This is a genomic window from Actinotignum urinale DSM 15805 (assembly GCF_000420445.1).
In the GTDB taxonomy this organism is placed as follows: Bacteria; Actinomycetota; Actinomycetes; order Actinomycetales; family Actinomycetaceae; genus Actinotignum; species Actinotignum urinale.
The window spans coordinates 225,587-244,267 of sequence record NZ_ATUY01000001.1; the positions used below are offsets into that span (position 1 = coordinate 225,587).

The 18,681-nt window shown below is 49.9% G+C and carries 20 protein-coding genes; 3 read left to right on the top strand and 17 right to left on the bottom strand.

The genetic code is table 11. The features are described 5' to 3' along the window. Position 1: 1 nt before the first annotated feature. From frr to rpsB, 5 genes are all read right to left on the bottom strand, one after another. Positions 2-559 carry a ribosome recycling factor gene (gene frr / locus G445_RS0101005; protein ID WP_026420831.1) on the bottom strand — a complete coding sequence of 186 codons (558 nt, stop codon included), beginning with the start codon at positions 557-559 and terminating at the stop codon, positions 2-4. A 112-nt stretch (positions 560-671) separates the two neighbouring features. Next, positions 672-1,403 carry a UMP kinase gene (gene pyrH, locus G445_RS0101010; protein WP_026420832.1) on the bottom strand — a complete coding sequence of 244 codons (732 nt, stop codon included), beginning with the start codon at positions 1,401-1,403 and terminating at the stop codon, positions 672-674. Positions 1,404-1,548: 145 nt separating this feature from the next. Continuing rightward, a complete protein-coding gene (locus G445_RS0101015) occupies positions 1,549-2,427 on the bottom strand; it encodes a formate/nitrite transporter family protein (protein ID WP_022865719.1) in 879 nt (292 codons plus the stop codon). Between the two features lie 153 nt (positions 2,428-2,580). Beyond that, on the bottom strand, positions 2,581-3,432 hold the full coding sequence (tsf, locus tag G445_RS0101020; protein WP_022865720.1) for a translation elongation factor Ts: 852 nt from the start codon (positions 3,430-3,432) through the stop codon (positions 2,581-2,583). A gap of 38 nt (positions 3,433-3,470) precedes the next feature. Then, positions 3,471-4,358, bottom strand: a complete 888-nt coding sequence (gene rpsB / locus G445_RS0101025) for a 30S ribosomal protein S2 (protein WP_022865721.1) — start codon at positions 4,356-4,358, stop codon at positions 3,471-3,473. 457 nt (positions 4,359-4,815) lie between these two features. Between rpsB and G445_RS10680 the strand changes: the two genes are divergently transcribed. Further along, positions 4,816-5,589, top strand: a complete 774-nt coding sequence (locus G445_RS10680) for a M23 family metallopeptidase (protein WP_022865722.1) — start codon at positions 4,816-4,818, stop codon at positions 5,587-5,589. Between the two features lie 256 nt (positions 5,590-5,845). Here G445_RS10680 and G445_RS0101035 read toward each other — a convergent pair whose 3' ends face one another. From G445_RS0101035 to rimM, 10 genes are all read right to left on the bottom strand, one after another. Further along, a complete protein-coding gene (locus G445_RS0101035; protein WP_022865723.1) occupies positions 5,846-6,808 on the bottom strand; it encodes a tyrosine recombinase XerC in 963 nt (320 codons plus the stop codon). Positions 6,809-6,817: 9 nt separating this feature from the next. After that, positions 6,818-8,107 carry a DNA-processing protein DprA gene (dprA, locus tag G445_RS08995; protein WP_022865724.1) on the bottom strand — a complete coding sequence of 430 codons (1,290 nt, stop codon included), beginning with the start codon at positions 8,105-8,107 and terminating at the stop codon, positions 6,818-6,820. A gap of 1 nt (position 8,108) precedes the next feature. After that, positions 8,109-9,836, bottom strand: a complete 1,728-nt coding sequence (locus G445_RS09000) for a YifB family Mg chelatase-like AAA ATPase (RefSeq protein WP_169511045.1) — start codon at positions 9,834-9,836, stop codon at positions 8,109-8,111. A gap of 11 nt (positions 9,837-9,847) precedes the next feature. Then, the gene (locus G445_RS0101050) at positions 9,848-10,240 is read right to left on the bottom strand and encodes a YraN family protein (protein ID WP_211210489.1); all 393 of its coding nucleotides are present in this window, start codon (positions 10,238-10,240) and stop codon (positions 9,848-9,850) included. Between the two features lie 293 nt (positions 10,241-10,533). Continuing rightward, positions 10,534-10,854 carry a DUF2469 domain-containing protein gene (locus G445_RS0101055; RefSeq protein ID WP_022865727.1) on the bottom strand — a complete coding sequence of 107 codons (321 nt, stop codon included), beginning with the start codon at positions 10,852-10,854 and terminating at the stop codon, positions 10,534-10,536. Positions 10,855-10,890: 36 nt separating this feature from the next. Further along, the gene (locus G445_RS0101060) at positions 10,891-11,577 is read right to left on the bottom strand and encodes a ribonuclease HII (RefSeq protein ID WP_022865728.1); all 687 of its coding nucleotides are present in this window, start codon (positions 11,575-11,577) and stop codon (positions 10,891-10,893) included. Next, positions 11,577-12,782, bottom strand: coding sequence for a signal peptidase I (gene lepB / locus G445_RS10685; protein WP_022865729.1), 1,206 nt, complete (start codon positions 12,780-12,782; stop codon positions 11,577-11,579). Before lepB ends, G445_RS0101060 begins: the two co-directional genes overlap by 1 nt. A 421-nt stretch (positions 12,783-13,203) precedes the next feature. Next, complete coding sequence (gene rplS, locus G445_RS0101070; protein WP_022865730.1) at positions 13,204-13,548, bottom strand: 50S ribosomal protein L19; 345 nt, start codon at positions 13,546-13,548, stop codon at positions 13,204-13,206. 116 nt (positions 13,549-13,664) lie between these two features. Then, positions 13,665-15,488, bottom strand: coding sequence for a tRNA (guanosine(37)-N1)-methyltransferase TrmD (gene trmD / locus G445_RS11710; protein ID WP_022865731.1), 1,824 nt, complete (start codon positions 15,486-15,488; stop codon positions 13,665-13,667). Beyond that, complete coding sequence (rimM, locus tag G445_RS09010) at positions 15,488-16,132, bottom strand: ribosome maturation factor RimM (RefSeq protein WP_022865732.1); 645 nt, start codon at positions 16,130-16,132, stop codon at positions 15,488-15,490. Before rimM ends, trmD begins: the two co-directional genes overlap by 1 nt. A 248-nt stretch (positions 16,133-16,380) precedes the next feature. On the opposite strand from rimM, the gene G445_RS11345 reads away from it, so the two are divergent. Continuing rightward, positions 16,381-16,530: a hypothetical protein gene (locus G445_RS11345; protein ID WP_022865733.1), complete on the top strand. Its 150-nt coding sequence runs from the start codon at positions 16,381-16,383 to the stop codon at positions 16,528-16,530. A gap of 41 nt (positions 16,531-16,571) precedes the next feature. On the opposite strand, the gene G445_RS0101090 is transcribed toward G445_RS11345, so the two are convergent. After that, a complete protein-coding gene (locus G445_RS0101090) occupies positions 16,572-16,808 on the bottom strand; it encodes an RNA-binding protein (protein WP_022865734.1) in 237 nt (78 codons plus the stop codon). Then, complete coding sequence (rpsP, locus tag G445_RS0101095; RefSeq protein WP_026420834.1) at positions 16,809-17,258, bottom strand: 30S ribosomal protein S16; 450 nt, start codon at positions 17,256-17,258, stop codon at positions 16,809-16,811. Positions 17,259-17,632: 374 nt separating this feature from the next. On the opposite strand from rpsP, the gene G445_RS09015 reads away from it, so the two are divergent. Further along, on the top strand, positions 17,633-18,604 hold the full coding sequence (locus G445_RS09015; protein WP_022865736.1) for a cation diffusion facilitator family transporter: 972 nt from the start codon (positions 17,633-17,635) through the stop codon (positions 18,602-18,604). Positions 18,605-18,681 lie beyond the last annotated feature (77 nt).

Genomic DNA, 18,681 nt, shown 5'->3' on the forward strand with positions numbered 1-18,681 from the left:
ATTAAACTTCGAGCAAATCTTTTTCCTTGGCAACAAGAAGCTCGTCTACACGTTCAACATGCTTCTTTGTCAGTGTTTCAAGTTCTTCTTCTGCACGCTTGACCTCATCTTCGCCAGCGTCGCCATCTTTCTTAATTTTATCCAGGGCATCTTTGGCTTTACGACGAACACCACGGATGGAAACACGTCCGTCCTCTGCTCGAGTGCGAGCCATTTTCACATAGTCCTTACGGCGTTCCTCGGTGAGCGCGGGAAGGTTAACGCGAATAACATTACCATCATCGCTGGGGTTGACACCCAAATCGGATTCGCGAAGTGCACGATCAATCGCCTGTTTTGCGGTGGGATCGAAGGGCGTAATCATCACGGTACGCGGTTCAGGAATAGTGATTGTTGCCAACTGTTGAAGAGGTGTCGGGGAACCATAATAGTCAACAAAAATCGGGTTAAACATCGCGACATTAGCGCGACCGGAACGAATTGCGGAAAAATCTTCCTGTGTGACCTCAACGGCCTTCGTCATTTTTTCCTTGGCTTCTTTCAGAACATCCTGAATCATGGGGTATCCATCCTTGGGTAACAAATGTGTACTGTCTTTATTGTACGATGTTTCGTTGGTTTCTTGACGTTGCTTCACACTGTGGCGTAAAGCGGTATCATCGTTTCTCGTATTATTTCGATGTGACAAGGGTTCCGATTTTATCTCCGCGCAAAGCTGCCGTTACGTTGCCGGGCTGCGTCATACCGAATACTCGCATTGGCAGGTTGTTGTTGCTTGCCAACGCAAAAGCTGCAGCATCAGCAACTTTGAGGCCACGAACCAATACTTCGTCGAAACTAATCTTGTCGATTTTGACGGCATTAGGATCTTTATGCGGATCTGCAGTATATACACCGTCCACACCATTTTTGCCCATAAGGAGCTCTTCGCAATTAAGTTCTAGCGCTCGCTGGGCGGACACGGTATCCGTGGAGAAATACGGCATACCGGCACCGGCACCGAAAATAACAACGCGCCCTTTCTGGAGGTGGCGAATCGCGCGGAGAGGAATATACGGTTCAGCAACCTGAGTCATTTGGATAGCTGTTTGGACACGCGCGGGTGTTCCTGCCATTTCAATAAAATCTTGAAGAGCAATAGCGTTCATAACTGTTCCAAGCATACCCATATAATCGGCACGTGCCCGATCCATACCGCCACGCTGGAGTTCTTCGCCACGGAAGAAATTACCGCCACCAACAACAATGGCGACCTGAATACCGGACTCGACGGCCTCGGCAATTTCACCGGCAACTCGGCGCAAAACCGCCGAATCAAGGCCAACTTCCCCGCCACCAAAGGTTTCACCGGAAAGTTTGAGGAGAACACGTCTTGTGGGATTTTTATCAGTTGAAGCTTTCAATACATTCACTGCGTTGACCTTTCATCTGCCTGATATCCCTTTAAGGTTAGCAGTGTCAGCGCGTTGAGGGAAAACGCGCGCCCGTTCCGTGGGGTTTTGCACGAAACACACCCGACTTTAAAGGCTATATTTTTATATTCTGTCGCTATTCTCCGTGAACCTTTTTCACCTTTTTCACGTCGTTCTTAATGTAGGTGAAGTAGAAGAATGTGGCGAGCATGAAACCGCCCCCAATAATGTTGCCGATAAGAACAATCACAATATTTTGGACGGCAGCCATGGGCGTGAATGCCGCGTAATCCGCAAAGGTTTTACCGGATTCCAGAACCGCCTGAGAATTCCAAAATTCAGCGCCACCATAATATTTTGTGAGCAGACCCATGGGCAAAAGGAACATATTAGCAATGGAGTGCTCAAAACTAGAGGCAACGAAGAAGGAAATCGGGAAAACACAGGCGAAAATCTTATCAACCGTGGATCGGCCCGACTGTGCCATCCACACCGCGGCACACACCGCAATATTTGCCAAAATCGCAAGAATTAAGGTTTCGAGCGGTCCATGCGAGGCTTTCGTCGCCGCCGTTCTCAGGGCAACCTCGCCCCAGGAACCGCTACTGGACATATGCTGGTGTGCAAAGAAAAGAGCTACAGCCAAGCCTAAAGCACCTACAAGGTTACCTGTTACCGATAGTGTCCAGTGGCGTAAAAAGAGCGGGAGGCGAATTTTTTTCTCGTAGAGTGGGAGCACCGTCATCGTCGTCGATGTGAAAAGATCGAGGCCGAGGACAACGACGAGAATAATACCGGTGCTGAAGCACACACCGCCCAGGACCTTCATCGGGCCGGCGGGTAAGGCAAGGGCTCCCTGCTGGGACGTCACGTAAAACGTGAAGCCGATAGCAATGGCGAGACCGCCACCAATAGCGAGAAGAAATTGGCGAAATGGGGTTTTTTGAGTTTTTGCGTATGCGGCATTGGCATTTTCCACGGCTAAATCGTGAGCCGATGGGATAATTGCGCTCATGGCATCTCCAGAGTTCGGATTGGGGTGCGGGTAGTGGATTATTCGGAAAGTGGTCTAAATAAAGGCCTCATATAGAAAAATGTGGCGAGGCTAGAAACTAACCTCACCACATTATTTCATGTTTGTAGAATCCTACCCGATTATGGGGTTAGCTTATTCAGCAGCGGATTCGCCAACGCGAATACGTGCGAAACCTGTGATGGTTGCGCCTGCATCCTTGACAACCTTCTTGACAGGCGTCTTGGGTTCGCGTGCGTAGCCCTGTTCGAGAAGAACGACCTGCTTGTAGAAGCCGTGCATACGTCCTTCAACGATCTTCGGGACAGCCTTTTCAGGCTTGCCTTCGGCAATTGTGGTTTCCGTAGCAATGCGCTTTTCGGTTTCGACAACATCGGCCGGAACGTCCTCAATGGAGAGGTAGCTCGGGCTGAGAGCAGCAATGTGAACGGCAACATCATGAGCGATTCCAGCACCAGCGGCATCGGTTGCGATAAGAACGCCAACCTGCGGGGGCAAATCGGGGTTCGTGCGGTGCATGTAGGCTGCAACATGTTCGCCCTTAAGGACGGCGATGTTGGAGACAACAAGCTTTTCACCGATAACGGCGATCATGCCGGTAACGCGATCTTCAACTGTTCCATCTCCGAGCTTTGTGGCAAGAAGTTCTTCAACAGTTTCAGCACCGGAATCAACTGCTGCTGTGAGGATTTCATCGGCCATTTCAATGAACTTTTCATTCTTGGCGACGAAATCGGTTTCTGCGTTAACTTCGATGAGGACACCACGCATTCCGCCATCAACAGCGGAAACGTGGGAGGCCACGAGGCCGTTCGCAGCCGTGCGGCCTGAACGCTTTGTTGCGGCCTTGGCACCCTTAATGCGAAGGATTTCCTGTGCCTTATCGAAATCACCGTTGGCTTCATCAAGAGCCTTCTTGGCATCCATCATGCCTGCGCCGGTCTTATCGCGCAGTGCCTTGACGTCAGCGGCTGTGTAGTTAGCCATGCTTTCTCCTTTAAGTTTTTGCCGTGAGGCTTGTTTGACTACGCCTGTTCTTCGGTGGCTTCAGCAGGAGCCGGTGTTGCTTCAGCTTCTTCTGCTTCTTCAGCTACAGCTTTAGCTTCTTCGACAGGGGCTTCGGCTTCTTCAGCCGGGGCTACGGGAGCTTCTTCAGCAACTTCGCCAGCGCCTTCAAGCATTTCGCGTTCCCATTCAGGCATAGCTTCGTCGTTGGCGGATCCTCCGCGAGTGATAAGTCCTTCGGCAACTGCGTCACCAATAATGCGGGTAAGGACGGCAACGGAACCGATAGCATCGTCATTACCGGCAATACCGTAGGTCACCTGATCAGGATCACAGTTGGTGTCGAGGATAGCGACAACGGGAATGTTGAGTTTGTTAGCTTCTGCAACGGCAAGGTGTTCCTTGTTGGTGTCAACAACCCACACTGCGGAAGGAAGCTTGTGCATGTCACGCAAACCACCGAGGGTCTTTTCGAGCTTATCCTTTTCACGGGACAGCATGAGAAGTTCCTTCTTGGTCAGGCCTGAACCGGCAACATCCTCGAAGTCCATCTGTTCGAGTTCCTTCATGCGGCCAATACGCTTGGCAACAGTCTGGAAGTTGGTGAGCATACCACCAAGCCAACGTTCGTTAACGTAGGGCATACCCGTGCGGGTTGCCTGTTCCTTAACGGCTTCCTGGGCCTGCTTCTTGGTGCCTACAAAAAGAATATTTCCGCCATGTGCAACGGTTTGCTTCACGAAATCGTAGGTGCGGTCAATGTCCTTGACCGTCTTGCGCAAATCGATGATGTAAATGGAGTTGCGATCAGTCAAAATGAATCGCTTCATCTTCGGGTTCCAACGGCGGGTCTGGTGTCCGAAGTGTACGCCAGCTTCAAGCAGCTGACTCATTGTTACGACGGCCATTCGGCGTCCTTTCTCGGGTGCACTTGTGTGCACATATCGGTTACTGTGTAACAGCGGGATTGCTGAAACACCCTGGCACCCCTAGGTTACGGTTCCTTCATCGATATTTTCGACGGTTAAGGACCGATCCGTTTCCCGTGATAGAGTGCGCGTACTATGCGGATTTTCCACACGTGTAGCCATTTTCATAGCCAATCATTAATCATAGAGTATTTTTGTTGAGTTACCAAGGATAGATTTCTACAGGCTTCGCGATTTTTGCCACTTTTCTTTACGACGGTGAAGGTTAGGAACGCGGTTTTACCTCTCGTTGACGTATCGTCGAAACTCTTCACTTTCTCAATGCAGATGTATCCACCGCAAAAGCCGTTTATCCACAGGATATTTTCACATTGGGTTATCCACAGATGAAGGTGTTCGTAAGGTATTGATGTTTTTTCACGTGCAGACTATACCCATGTGGTTACGTAATTTTTTAACATATACGACGATTCTTTGCACATGCGCGATTGGCATTTGTGGCTCCCCGGCGGTTGCACACGCAGATAGTTCCGGCTTTTCGACGGTTGCACATGCAGATAGTTCCGGCTCTGGTGGGGATGTGACAATCCCTCGATACAGCAAACTTTCCTCCCGTTACGTCACTCCCGTTGGGCACGGAATACCACGGGTTTTTCGCGATTTTTCCCCACCTGCTCAAAAATGGCTAGCGGGACACCGGGGTGTAGATGTGGTTGCGAATATCGGTGATGAGATTATGAGCGCTGGAGATGGAATTGTGGTTTTCGCAGGTTTTCTTGTTAATCGTCACGTTATTTCGATTGAGCACGAGGGTGGCTTGCGGACAACATATGAACCTGTTGAACCTCGTGTAACCAAAGGTGATTATGTGACAAAAGGCCAAGTCATTGGCGTTCTGCAGACAGGGCTCCATGCGAGTGGCACGGCGGATAATACTGTAGATTCTGGGACACATATAGGCTCCGAAATATATACAGGTTCCGGGTTATACACAGGCTCTGGGACACACACGGGCTCGGTAACATACACGGGTTCTGGGACACACACGGGCTCGGTAACATACACAGGTACCGGAAAATACACAGGCTCCGAATCCCCTACTGCGGGAAATGTTTCAAGAATGACGGGCTTACATTGGGGAGCTAAACGCGGGGAAACCTACATTAATCCTCTCAGTCTATTGGGCAAACGCAACATTCGCTTATTTTAATGACGTACATACACTCCTCTAGCCTTGAAATTTTACTCATGTTCAAGTTTCAACATCACGAATTATTTAAACATTACTAATTGTTTCGACATCGATAATTATTTCAACATCACTAATTATTTCAACATTACTAATTATTTGAACATCACTATTGCGCCAACACATACGCAAGCTATTCAGTCCACAATCCTTAACGAATTACTTCACCACATCTAGATTCCCATATCGTGAAAAAGCGAACCGCAAGAACATTCAATTAGGCGCGAGGATGAGCCTGGTTGAATGCTTCTTTCAGACGTTCCGAGCTGATGTGGGTGTACCGCTGTGTTGTTCCCAGGGAGGAGTGTCCAAGAATTTCTTGCACAATACGTAAATCTGATCCCCCATCCAAAAGATGCGTTGCCGCAGAATGGCGTAATGCGTGAGGGCTAATATCTGGAACCCCGGCTTGTTCGGCAAGAGTGTGAACGACTTGCCGTATCGTACGCGGATTAACCCGAGATCCGCGAGCGCCCAAAAGTAAAGCCCTGGTTGGTTTCGTAATGAGTTTTTTCCTGTGAGGAAGATAGGCGTCAACAGCTCTCATTGCTGGGACGCCTATAGGAACAACCCGTTCCTTGTTTCCTTTACCGATAACTCGAAGCGTTAAATCTGGGCGAACACTATCAATATCAAGGTCGCACACTTCGCTAACACGCAAGCCAGCTGCATACATGAGTTCGAGCGCCACCCAGTTTCGGTAAAGCACCGCCTGTTGTACAGCAGTTAATGAACATTCGCCTTTCGCGGGCTTTTTTTCGGTGTTATTAGCCTGCTCTTTGGCATAGTTCAGCAGTATTTCCGCCTGATTTTTGTTGAGAACATGAGGGAGTTCATTTGCCACCTTTGGTGTTTTGAGGCGCCTGGCAATATCCGCGGGTGTGTAGTTGTTTTTATACAGCCATGTGCTGAAGGTTCGAATGGAAGCAACCTGACGGGCAACACTGGCAAGCGCTTTCCCTTCCGTCCAAGCTTCACCCAACCATCCACGAAAATCTGCGATATGTAGAGTCTCTAAATGAAGAGGTGCGTCATCGTCGTCGTGAATAAGGTCGGTAAGATAGGCGAGAAAAGATTCGGCATCATGAAGATATGCCCTGACGGTGTGCTCACTTAACCTACGACGAACCGCGAGTTCAGTCCGGTACCGTTGAAGAATATCTGTTCTCGTATCTACCATTCTTTAAGGCTACCCGTTTTGACGGCGCTGTGTGTTCGGGGAAAGCCTCCATCCGCGGATACTTTCTTCAGCGATGCCCGCCATGACTAGCAACCCTAAACCTGAGAGGGCCTCACGTATGCTGACTCCAGCTTCGGAAGCTATTTTGTCTGCCGGCCAGTAAAGCCGAGCGTGTAGGGCGTCTCTTACACGAACAGCTAAGCTATTACCCGCCATGGGGTCGTCCAACGATAGGTGCGAATCAAGTTTTTTCTCATTTGTTTGATTTGTAGGCTCTACTGCTCCTGCGCGCCCAACCATCTCAGCTTGTCCAGTACCCCCAACCATCTCAGCTTTTTTCATAAACGACTGGGATTGCTGGGAAACAGTTTGCCGAACGCCTTGCGTCCAACCACATAGTTCCACAACATCTTCGACGTTTCTTATCAGCGTTGCGCCATTTCTCAGCAGTTTAAAGCTCCCCTGATAGTGTGGATTATCCCAACGCTCAGGCAATGCCCCCACTTCTCTCCCGATATTGAGCGCGTGGTGGGCTGTGTTAATGGCTCCACTTCTGTAGGGAGCTTCAACAATAATGCTTGCCTTGCCAAGGGCGGCAATAATACGATTTCTTGCCAAAAAACGATGTCTATGCGGTGTGCTTCCCGGTGGAGATTCAGAAATAATTGCCCCACCCGTGCTGAGAATATTCTCAAACAATTCCTGATTGCTTAGAGGATAGAATTTATCGGCACCCGAAGCGAACACTGACAGTGTTGGTTTACCAGCTTTTAAGGCTCCCCGGTGAGCGGCGTCATCTATTCCGAAAGCTCCTCCCGAACACACCAGCGCTCCCCGATAAGCTAATTCGTAGGCAAGATCTTCAGCAATATTAAGTCCAGCCTGGCTTGCCTGCCTCGAACCAACCATGCTGACCGTGCTGGCACCCAAAATGTGTGGATTTCCATTGATCCATAACCCCAAGGGTTTCATATTGCCTAAATCCATGAGTTCACGCGGGTAAAACAATTGGCCCGGACGGGCAAAAATTAATCCCGGTTCCCCAATATTTTGGGCAAGACTTTTCCTATCCCTTTCAAAAATGTTCTCGTCGCAACGTAAACTCCACCTGGCAACGCAACGTCGTAATTCGTCAGGCACATCCGCACCTGCCATGGCGTCTTTCAGCCAGGATAGGGCACCTTCGTAACCCAGGTTTTCTGTTAACGCCACAGCCTGTACATCTTCGCCTTCCGCAATGCGTGTCCAAGCCATTGCGGCGAGAGATTCCGCGTCATAAGTTATTGATTCTGCACGCATTTTACATGACCTTCTGACTTCGTAATGTGAGAGCTTCCGAAAAATGTAGTGTTTGAGGGCTGTCCGCGCCGTCTAAATCAGCAAGTGACCATGCAAGACGCAATATTTTATCCGCGCCCCTCATACTAATAACTCCTCGGGTAATCAAAGACGTTAATTGTTCTTCAACCCCCTCAGTTAACCGAATATTTTTGTGCAACCACCCCGGAGGAATTCGGGCGTTAACATTCCACGCAAACTCTTTATAACGACGTGTTTGCCGTTCACGTGCCTCCACAATTCTTTCGCGAATACTCGCTGAACTTTCCGGAATATGGCGATCTTCCAATTCGCGCAGCGTTGGCCGTCGTAAAACAATTCGCAGATCACACCGATCCATAAAAGGACCCCCAACTTTGCCCCAATAATTTTGCCGTTGACGCACGGAACACTCACATTGCCTCTGATTATCAAGGAATTTTCCGCACGGGCACGGATTACCGGCAGCAACCATGTGAAATAAGGCGGGATAGGTGTAGTGCGCTTTGGCGCGATGAATACGTACCATTCCGGTTTCTAAGGGTTCACGTAATGCTTGAAGAGCCCGCCCAGGAAACTCTGGCAATTCGTCGAGAAAAAGGACACCATTGTGGGCCTGGGTAATAGCACCCGGACGCGGAATACTACCACCACCAACAAGCGATGTGGGACTACTTGTGTGATGTGGGGCAGAAAAAGGCGGTTGCATACTCAGCGTCCCATCAAAGGTGCCCAAAATTGATTGGATGGAAGCAGTTTCCACAGCTTCCTCACGGGTTAAAGGAGGTAAAATACCGGGAATTCGTGAAGCCAACATGGATTTTCCTACGCCTGGCGAACCAACCATAAGAAGATGGTGGCCACCAGCAGCTGAAATCTCTACGATTCTGCGCGCCATACCCTGCCCTCGAATATCACTCATATCCGGAGTCTCGTTTGTTTGTGCATGTGAAGATACCGCTAGGTTGCAAGATGTGGGATTAATTTGCTCGGTATCGGGCGAAAAAGTGTCCGAAGCATCAGGCGAAACATCACGTGAAGATGATTGTACAGACGCTTGCGTAGACGACCGCGAAGTCAATTGCGCTGATGACCGCTCAGACGAACTCGCAGATGATTCTGCCACCTTTAACTCGCGGGTATATGCATCTGCCGAGCTATGAGGTGACAAGGATGCGATTTGCCCCGGTTCTGCCTCGCAAAGGAAAGGCTCATCAAAGGGATTGTGGACATAGTGAATATCGGCAAGTTCTTGCAGATTACGCACAGCTCGCACTTTAATTCCCGAAAGCTCAGCCTCGCGACGATTTCCCTGAGCAACAATAAGGCCTTCTAAGCCTAGTCGATGCGCGGCCACGGCTACGGGCAGAACCCCACGAACCGGACGGATTCCTCCGTCTAGCCCTAATTCGCCAATAAAACCTATACCCGTATTCCCCTCTCCTCCTTTCATGGCGCGAAGAATTCCCACCGCGATAGGCATGTCTAAACCTGTGCCACTTTTCGGAATATCTGCGGGCGATAAATTCACCGTCACTTTTCCAACAGGAAAAGGTATATGAGCGGAGGCAAAAGCTGCACGAATTCTCTCTCTCGATTCACTGACAGCCGTATCGGGTAAACCCACAATGGTGAACGCCGGCAAACCCGATAAAATCGCCACTTCAACACGGATGCGAACGCCTTCAACGCCCACAATAGTAAAAGACACAGCCCTCCCAATCATGAAACATTCCTCATGTGGTAGAGATGTAACCAGCCACTAGGGGAAACATCTAATGTCAGGGCATCAATGCAAACATTCTTAACGGATCGCCGCGAGGGATGTTCATTTAACCATTGAGCATACAGTTGGCGTATCCTGTGAAGTTTTTTCCTACTTATCGCTCCGTAAGCGGGAACTGAGGAAAAAGCCCTACGGGTTTTCACTTCAACGGCAACCCCGGTGTCATGTCCGGGTGCGTCACAAATAAAATCCAGTTCGCCGTGGCGTCCGTCGCGCCAGTTGCGCTCAAGAATTGTGTAGCCTTGGCTTTCTAAATATTCCCCCGCAATATCCTCTCCCCATTTACCCACGTCACGTGGCGCGGGAGGGATCGGAGGTAGGGTGCTCAAATGCCTTCGAGCTTTATGTGTTGAACTTCCATATGCCATACATGAAGAATGCCAAAATCAGCACTCCCCTGCCGCTCGAATCCCCATTTCTGTGGATAACCCTCAACCACCGTACTTCTGTGGATAACCTTCAACCTGAGCGCTGTGGATAAATGCGAACCCGACGCTCCCATATATTCTAGTGTTTTGGAGGGAGTTTGCTACGGATAGCTCAAACACGCACCCATCCTCGCACACCCAGCGAGCCATCCGGAAGAAGTTTACCGATAAGCCCGAACACGCTCCAGCGCGTTCTAACCTTGAGGCGGCATATCTAATTCGCGCGTAATATCCGTTTGATTCAACTCTTCAATATTAACGTCCTTAAACGTCACCACTCGCACGCTACGGATAAAACGTGAGGTTCGGTAAATATCCCAGACCCATGCGTCGGACATATTAACCTCAAAGAACACATCTCCACCCGAGGACGCGCGTACCTTAACGTCGACATCATTCGCAAGATAAAAACGCCTTTCGGTTTCCACAACGTACCGGAAAATTTTCACAACATCGCGGTATTCACGGAAAAGGGCAAGCTCCAATTCTGCTTCGTAACCGTCAACTTCGCTCATTCTTTCTCCTTTATGTTGGAAAAGTGGTGAAAATACCTAAACGTCCAGCTTTTTAACGCCGGGAAGTTTCCAAGATACCCGATGGTATGGCGATACCCCATATTTTGCAAGTGCTTCAATATGTTCATTACTAGAGTACCCCTTATTTCTTACCCACCCATATAGCGGATAGTCTGCGTCGAGAACCTCCATATATGTATCTCGATCAACTTTTGCCACAACACTTGCCCCAGCTATTGCCGAACATGCCGTATCGCCCTTAACCACGGTTGTCACGGGAAGTGGGGGTAGAACATCGGGAAGATAGAGCAACGAAACGGCATTCCACCAGTCGTGGTTACCGTCGAGGAGTACCGCGTCGGGCACAAAACCTTTATCGGCGAGTTTCTTCAAAGCATCCCCAGCGGCGCGCCGCAAAGCCTCCACAATCCCAACCTCATCAATGACTTCTGAGGATGCCATTCCGCTTTCTACCGCGAGTGGCCAGGCACGGACAGCATCGTACATAACCTCGCGCTGATGGTGGGATAACAGCTTGGAATCGCGCAAACCTTCCGGAACCGCATCCGAAGTGGTTTCATCAATGAGCGCAATCCCCACACACACCGGACCCGCTAGGGATCCGCGTCCAACTTCGTCGACAGCCGCGAGAATACGTCCTCCACGTCGCTGAATTTCTTCCAGCAGTTGTTTTTCCACTTCACGTGTGGGTTCTACAACCATTAAGAGACCTTCGTTAGCTGTGCGACGGTACTGTATTCGTCGAGCGCGAACCGCGTTATCGGCGCAAGAGCTTCAGCCAGACCCTCAGCATTCGCGATGTTCATATTTTTTTGGGTCGACGACGCGACGTTTTTCGTCGTACCACTGTCTATGGAAGGTTTACGTACGCTAGTTTTATTTGCTGGCTTGGGGACGTTGGCAAAAACGGAACTTTCGTCCTTAATAAAGCCTTTATTGGACCAGGGGGAGAAAATGAGCCACGCGCGCCCGACAACGTTATCGACGGGAACGAATCCGCCCTGCCCGTATACGTGGTGCCAGCGGGAATCCTTGGAATTTGAGCGATTATCCCCCATCATCCACAGGTGTCCTTCGGGAATCTTAACTGAGAATTTTTCAAGACTCGGCGCCACCCCAGGATCTAAATAGGTTTCAGTAATCGGGGTTCCGTTCACCGTGAGTTTTCCACCCGCATCACAGCATGTGACGGTATCGCCGCCTTTGCCAATAATACGTTTGACGAGGTAGTGCCCCGAATCGCCTGGCACTAGTCCAATGGCTCGTAGAAAACGTATTCCTGTTTCGGCAACGACTCCGTAATCGGGTTCCTGGAAGTTTAGCCACCCGCCCGGATCGACAAAGACGATAATATCTCCTCGGCGAAGTTTACCTTCCGAGGTTGCCATGCGGTTGACGAAAAATTTATCTCCGGGCACAAGAGTAGATTCCATGGAACCTGAGGGGACACTAAATGCCTGGATAACGAAGGTTTTTAGGAGAGATGAGAGGGCTAAAACAACACAGATGGTGACGAAGAAATCAAGAATGTTGCGCCATAGTGAACGTTTTTTCGTTTTCGTTTCGTCGTCGGTTTCTTCTTCATTTTCTTCGCCGTGAGCGTCCTGAGAATCCGAGTTGTAATCGTGTTGTGTTGCGACGTGTACGTTGTTATTAAATGCTTCTAGTCGGCTGGGCGGGTTGACGGGAAGGAAACTCGGGGGAAGGATTTCCTCAGGGCTGGGAGCGCTGACCGCGCTTTCGGATGTGACTGCGCTACGAGCGACGTCGGGCGTGTTGTCTATCTCGTTTGCATGGTGTGTTTCTTCTAGGGATGCACCCTGGGATGTTTTGTTGGTATCGGAAACTTTGTTGCCAGATACTTCTTCAGGGTTTTCCCTTGTTGGCACGTCACTATTTTGTGCCACATCCCGTCCTTTCGTGGGTTCCAACTCCCCGTGGATAACAATAAACTCTATGAATTTTATCAGGTTCTTTCTCTTAAGGGGCTTATTAACGGATTGTGTCTATATTTTGTGGAACCTGAAATTTTGACGTCGTATTGTGTGACGCCTGAAATTTTGACGTCGTATTTCGTGGTATGTACGCGGGGCTGTTGAGGTCATGGAGATGTCGACGGCGGATTTGGAGCCTCTACGAAAGGTCTTTTATCACTAACTTCACATGTGGAGGAACTCGTGCTTCTTGCGCCTCTGAGACTATAGCCACAATCGGAGCATTCACGCTAGCTCAGCTCTGCATCGAGCGGGGAATGCGGTTCAGGACATAATAAAAACGGGCTCGAACTCGAACCCGTTTTTATTATTACACAGTTTATGTGTTGTGCGATTAGTCGCGACGTTCGCGAATACGCGCAGCCTTTCCGTGACGGTCACGCAAGTAGTAGAGCTTGGCGCGACGAACACGGCCACGGCTCACAACTTCGATGGATTCAATGGATGGGGAGTGGAGTGGGAATTTACGTTCCACGCCAACACCGAAGGAAATCTTGCGAACGTCGAAGGTTTCACGGATGCCGTCGCCCTGGCGAGCGATGACGACGCCTTGGAAGGCCTGGGTACGTGTACGGTTGCCTTCAATAACTTTCACGTTGACGCGCACGGTGTCACCGGGGCGGAAAACGGGAATGTCGTCACGACGCTGAGCTACATCGATAAAATCAAGAGTCTGCATTTTTCTTCACTTTCCGTTCTGCACGCAGGCCAGAACGATTAAACGTACAAAAACTCGCCTATGTGGTAGATCCCCTGCGGCAGATTCTACTCACCAAAAAGCGAGAAGCTCATCTATTATGCCATATTTATGGGGCGTGCGAGAACTACATCAACGTTGTCTACCTCACCTACGAGGAAGTGGCGGCGCGCAAGGCGCTGAAAACCATATTTTTTGTAGGCTTTTTGGGCGCGTTTGTTGCCTACGTTTGTGGCCAGCCACACCCATGCCGGGAGCTCTGAGGTGTTTGCACTACTTGCGATGAGTTCCTGCTGCGCTTCGACTTGTAGCATGTTTTCTGTGGCTTCCCACAATAGTTGTGTGATTCCGCGCCCGCGCCACCGCGAATCTGCATAGAATTTCGAGAGCTCGGCAGCCCAGCGTGCGCCCTTTTGCACAATTTTTTTCACGGGCGCCCCATCTGTTCTTCCCGCAATAAGCGCGCCATCCTCCCCCGAGTCGCTTTCTTGCGGAAGTAGGGTAAGCGTATAGGCCACAAATGTCCACGGTTCGTGCGCTTCGCACTCCCCACCTGTTGTCCCGCTACTGGGTGTTGTGTAGTTTTCGTCGTATATTTTTTGTGTTTCGACGACGACGATACGCCACGATTCATCTTTCAAATATGTTTCAAAACTCTTTTCGCTGAGGTTTTGAGAAATGAATACGTCAATATCGTGTGGGGTGAGGAAATCCGGGCAGGCGTCTGGGAAGGTGTTTGCGGCAAGTTCGGCGAGTTTGCGGGCTAAATCCGGTTGAGTTTCTGCATCTTTCGCGTTTACTACACGGCTACGCACCCGGTGCAGTTCTCCTAGGGTTGCCTTTGGCAGGTTACTTTCGCGTGCTACTTGGACATTTTCGTTTGGGTTCGCTTGTTCCGTTTGGCTGGTTTGTTCTGTGTGGTTGGCATGTTCTGTATGGTTTGCTTGCGCTTTCGAAACCCCGCATGTTTCATGAGGCAATTCAGCGCGAGACTCAACCTCTGAATTTTGGCAGGAGCCTTGGTGAGGAACGACTCGGGGCCAAGCGAATCCACATCGCGCCAGCTGGATAATATCTTCTGCGTCCAGAGCATCCACATCAAGTTTTTTCACCATGTCTGGGCGTCGGAATGCTGTTTTTACGAGGGCTTCGTCGCGCCTCAAACGCGCAATTTTTTCGTGGTTTCCACTCAATAGCACAGGATCGACCTCTAATCCTCGCCATGACGTTGGGCGGGTATACACATTGTATTCGAGTAGCCCTGCTTCTCCGTGTGATTCTTCTTTGAGAGATTCCGGGTTTCCCATCATGCCGGGGATGAGGCGAGTGACGGCTTCCACCAGTGTTATGGCCGCGACTTCCCCGCCGTTCAACACGTAATCTCCGAGGGAATATTCCGCTACGTTCACCCCACGCTCGCGGTAATGTTCTGCGACTCGCGAATCTATACCTTCATAGCGCCCGCAGGCAATAAGAATCTGGTTTTCGTGGGACAGCTCTTCGCACATTTTTTGGGTGAGGGGAATTCCCGACGGCGTAGGGATTGCGAGCGTAATTTTTTTCTTCTGAGTTGTGGGTAGGGTTTTATCCTGATCCGGGCCTTCGCCATGCGGACAGAAAACGTCACTATTCTGTGGTAAGTTTCCTTTGTTTTGCCCTTGGTTTCCTTCACTTTCATGCAAGGACGCATCCGTCCATCCCAGGAGCTCGTCAATACAGCGCCCCCACACGTCGGGTTTCATGACCATTCCGGCTCCCCCGCCGATGGGGGTGTCATCCACGGTTCGGTGTTTATCGTCCGTCCAATCACGTAAATTGTGTTCGCGTATATCAACGATTCCTTTTTCGCGTCCTTTTCCGACGAGGGACAATTTCAAAACATCGAAGAATTCTGGAAATACCGAGATGAGGTCAATACGCATTATTTATCACTCTCCTCGTCCACATATACATTGTCTGAAACCGAATGTTCTTTTTCAGTCACAACTTCGCAAGTCCCGCCCTCCTCGTTTACCGACATACCGGGTTCTTTCTTGTCTGTATCTTCATCAAGCTCTATTTCGTCGTCGGAAAATAATCCTCCGGGGGCGTCCACAACAATACAGTGGTCCGCAATATCCACGTCTGTAACAATTTCCTTAACAAATGGAACTCGGGTGATCCGCCCATCGCCTTCACGCACAACAATGAGATCTTGCGCCTCTCCGTATTCCAATCCGGCAATAATCCCGAGTTGATAGCCTTCCGGATCGAGAACTTCCAGCCCCACAAGTTCGTGGGCATACCAGGCGTCCTCTTCCACCTCAACTTTTTCCGTGTCAATAAGAAGTTCCGTGCCACGCAAATTTTCCGCGCCCGTTCGATCCTTAATCTCCTCGAATTGTAGATACGTGTGTGTTTTGTAGGTGCGCATACGCTCAACCGTAAGGTTAGGATAATCCTGCGAATCTGTAAGAAGGCGTGATCCGCGCGCAAATCGCTCCTCGGGCGAATCGGTACGTACGTTCACGCGTACTTCACCTTTGAGCCCTTGAGCTGCTCCAACAACAGCAACGACGAGTTTCATTCTTCCTCCATACAAATTAATCAACAGTGTTCACGAACTCTGGGCATACACCAAAATTCACAAACACGTATCGGTTCATGGATATGGCGCACTATGTGTTCTTCTTTCGACGCTACTTATGTTACCCGGTAGCTCCCGCATTAAAATCGCGTCGAACTTTGCACGCGGGTTCTAGGGATACGAACTTTGCGCACGGGTTCTAGGGATACGAACCATGCTCACAGATTCTAGGCATACAACATGAAAAAATGTCCTCTAGCCCAAAAACTGGTTCCGAAGAAAACAGGAGCGAAAAAATTGAGCTAAAAAATTTAGCCGAAAGAAAAACTGGACCAAAATATTTGGCCAAAAAACTAAACCTAAAAAACACGAAAAAACTAAGAGGAAAGAAAAACTGACCCGGAGAATAATTTCCGGGTCAGTCATACAACATTAAGGTTTAGCGATCGGTTTCAATAACATCAACACGAACGCTACCTTCATCAGAGAGCGCATTAATAACGTAACGTAATGCCTTTGCTGTGCGTCCGCCACGTCCGATAACACGTCCTAAATCATCGGGATTAACACGAACTTCCATAAGTTCTCCACGACGGTTACGGGTGGAGGTAACCTCCACATCGTCCGGTGAATCTACAATTCCTTTTACCAGATGTTCGAGTGCTTCCGTTAACATTTAGGCTTCCTCGGTTTGCGTTGCTTCTTCAGCTTCTTGAGCCTTGGCTTCAGATGCAGCCTTTGCCTTTGCTTCGGCTACTTCTGCGCGCGTCTTTTCAGCCTGGTTCTGCACCTTTTCAACGGCTTCCTTGCGCGCAGCATCCTTATCGACAGTTTCGACAACCTTAAGGCGTCCTTCCTGTCCGGTAGGAATACCCTTGGCTTTCTGCCAATCACCTGTAATCTTCAGCTGTGCAAGAACGGGTTCCGTGGGTTGCGCGCCAACACTGAGCCAGTACTGCGCACGATCGGAATCGATGCGAATTGTGGATGGTTGCGTATTGGGATCGTAGTAACCGATCTCTTCAATAACACGACCATCGCGCTTCTTGCGAGAATCAACAACAACAACACGGTACTGTGCGGCACGGATCTTACCCATGCGCTTTAAACGAATTTTGACTGCCACTGTAGTGAGCATGCCTTTCTTACATTGGGGTGAATCTTAACGCGCGACTGGGGGATGCGCCCGTTAACATTCTGGACAAAGAACTCCACAGGTTGAGAGGGTCCTGCTTCGTTCAAAGTACAGTTATTAATTCTGGCACAAAAAACTGCCGATTCGCAAGACTTTATAGCGCGATATGCGCCACCTCGCGCACACACCTCAACCCGCCACATCGCGCATTACACCTCGCGCCTACCTCCTTTCGTCCTTTCACCCGCACCCCGCTTTCACCCGCACCCAACCTTTCCCCGCCCCCAACCTTTCCCCGCCCCTCACCCTATATTTCGCCACCCTAAAAAACATATCCGCCTGGCGAACCTGGCAGAATATACATCATGAACAAACAAGCTCAACTACTGATTCGCTGCGCCTGGCTCTCTATCGCCACCGCAATTTTCACGATTGCCTTCAAAGCATCCGGATACTACCTCACCGCCTCGGTCAGCCTTCTTTCCGACGCCACAGAATCGCTTGTTAACCTTGTTGCCGCGGTTGTCGCCCTTCTTGCCTTAAAAACCGCCTCCAAACCTGCCGATAAAAACTTCACTTACGGGCGCGGAAAGGCCGAATATTTCTCCGCAGCCATCGAGGGCGCCCTCATTTTCGCAGCCGCCGCATTTATTCTGTTCTCCGCGGTGAGCCGTATCCTTCACCCCCAGCCTTTGGAAGAATTAGGCCTCGGACTCATTATTGTTCTTATTGCGACGACGATTAACGCAACAGTCGGCATCTTCCTCATTCACATGGGCAAAACACACCGTTCACCGACGCTTCGCGCAGATGGAGCACATTTATTAACCGATGTTGTTACATCTATCGGCGTGATTATTGGTATCGGGCTTGTGTGGTTGACGGGCGAACCTGTTGCGGACTCTATCGTCGCAATTATTTTGGGGCTAAATATTTTATGGACCGGGTATGTTCTTGTTCGTGATGCTTTGGCCGGGCTCATGGATGCGAGCCTGCCTGAGGACTATATTCGGATAGTTGTGGAGACGTTAAATTCTCATGCTCGAACAGATTTGCGTTTCCACGGGCTTCAAACGCGGGTCTCGGGGCGTGAATCGTTTTGTAATTTCCATATGCTTGTGCCCGGAAGCATGACGGTTGCCGATGGGCATGAACTCGCTGAGGATATTGCCGACGAACTTGCGGAGAAAATTCCGGGTTTAAGCGTACATATTCATATTGAGCCATTGGAGGATCCACGTTCCTATGAGGATATTCCCGAGGGGCATATTCCACTCGGTGGAATTACGGACGCTATTCCCGATGTGGTTGTGCGCGCACTGACCGAAAAGGAGTGATTTTCAGCGTAAATATTGCGTAAATATTGGGTGGATCCCCGATTTTCGGGGACCCACCCAAAAGATGTAACGCAGGA